Source organism: Actinomyces polynesiensis, assembly GCF_000820725.1.
In the GTDB taxonomy this organism is placed as follows: Bacteria; Actinomycetota; Actinomycetes; order Actinomycetales; family Actinomycetaceae; genus Pauljensenia; species Pauljensenia polynesiensis.
Map to the genome: position 1 here is coordinate 1 of NZ_CCXH01000293.1, position 1,790 is coordinate 1,790.

A 1,790-nucleotide genomic window follows, 5' to 3' on the forward strand; every position below is an offset into this window, starting at 1 on the left:
GGTGGGGAACCGTCCCGCGCGACTGCTGCCGAGTGTGCCCCACCGGATGCGACCGGACCTCCCCGGCCGTCCCACCGCCGTCCGACGAGGGCCAGGGCCCACGTCAGGTCGGGCACCCACGCCACCTGGAGGGGGCCGACCCCGCGCAACAGAGCCCGACCCGGGACGCGCGGCAGGCGCGCGGCCGCCGGGGAACCGAGTACGTCCAGGGAGTCGGCCTCCTCCGCGCAGCGCAGGGCGAGGCGGATCTCGATGTTGGCCCGCATGGCGGGGGTGAGGGCGCCGGCGGGCCGCTGGGTGGCCGCGACCAGGTGCAACCCCAGCGAACGGCCCTGGGCGGAGAGTCTGACCAGCGAGTCCAGCGTCGAGGGGTGGGAGTCGGCGAGCACCCGGAACTCGTCGACCACGACCACGACCCGTGGGGGTGGGGCGGGGGCCCGGCCGGAGGCGTGGGCCGCCTCCCAGCGTTGCAGGTCGGGCAGACCCATCTCGGCCAGCTGTCGCTCGCGGTGCCGGAGGAGGGAGGAGAGCCCCCTCAGTGCGCGGTCCGTGGCCGCGGGGTCCAGGTCGGTGAGCACCGCCTCGGTGTGGGGGAGGGCGGCGAAGGGGCCCAGCGCCGCTCCGCCCTTGTAGTCGATGAGGACCAGGCGCAGTCGCTCGGGTGGGTGCCCCAGGGCGAGGGACACCAGCCAGGTGGCCAGTGCCTCGGACTTCCCGGCCCCGGTCGTCCCGGCGAGCAGCGCGTGCGGCCCGTCGCGGACCAGGTCGATGACGTGGTGGCCCCAGGTGCCGACTCCGATGACGGCCGGGAGCCCGGTCGGATCCCCGCCGCGCGAACCGGATGCCCCCGGGCCCGCACCGTCCCCGTCGGGCACGCCCACGGTGGAGGAGGTGGTGCCCTCGGCTCCCCCTGATCCCGATGGGCCGACTGCGGGCGTCCCGCTCCGCTCCCGGTGGTCCCGGAGCGCAGGGGCGAGTTCCTCCAGGAGCACCCGATCGGGCAGGACTCCCGGGTGGGGACCCGCGCCGAGTCCCGGTGGGCCCGGGTGCGCGACCTGGGCCCACCACGCCGGGGAGACCGGAGGGGTCGGGTCCTCCTCCGCGCGGTCGCACCACGCAGGCAGGTCCCGGTACGTGGCGGCGATGCCGATGTGGACCGTGCGGGGGTCCGCACGCTGCTCAGATGGGGCACTGCTCGGGCGACCGCCCTCCCCGCCGGGAGGGGGCAGTGGCCGGCACAGCGGGCACTCCCCGCCCTCCACGACGTGGACCGGGGTCCGTCCGTCCCCCAGGACGCACACCTCCGCCACACTGGGTCCGCCCCCGCCCCCGCCCCCGCTTCGCGCGTCCGCGGCGTCGCCCACGTCCGTGGTGGACGCGCTGGAGTCCCGGGCCGGTGCAGGCAGGCCACCTCCGGGTCCGGTGGCGGCCCCGACGTGGGCGTGGGCGCGGGCTCCCGGTGCTGTCACCCCGGACGGGGGTCGTCCCTCCTGGACCCCACCACGCAGGAGGAAGGTCACCGTGGCCCCGCCCGTGCGGGCGGCGAGCTGGGCACAGCACCACCGGGCGGCCCCGAGGGAGCGTGCGCCCACCAACCCGAGGCGCTGTGCCACCGCAGCCCCTCCGTGGCGCGTCGGCTCCGTCCCTCCGCCCCTCGTGCCCGACCCGGTGGCGGGGGACGGGGACCCGTGCCCCGCACCGCCTCCCGACGGGAGGAGGAGCGCCACCGCGCCACCGGGTCCGACCCTCCCCGTCCACACGTCCAGGTCCCGTGCCCGGGGCCCTCGGGA

The 1,790-nt window shown here is 77.6% G+C and carries 1 protein-coding gene; it reads right to left on the reverse strand.

Going from position 1 to position 1,790, the window contains the following annotated elements; genetic code table 11:
- Positions 1-1,613: FtsK/SpoIIIE domain-containing protein (locus tag TA90_RS15680; protein WP_269420071.1), on the reverse strand; the 1,613-nt coding region annotated here is incomplete at its 3' end.
- Positions 1,614-1,790: the final 177 nt, after the last annotated feature.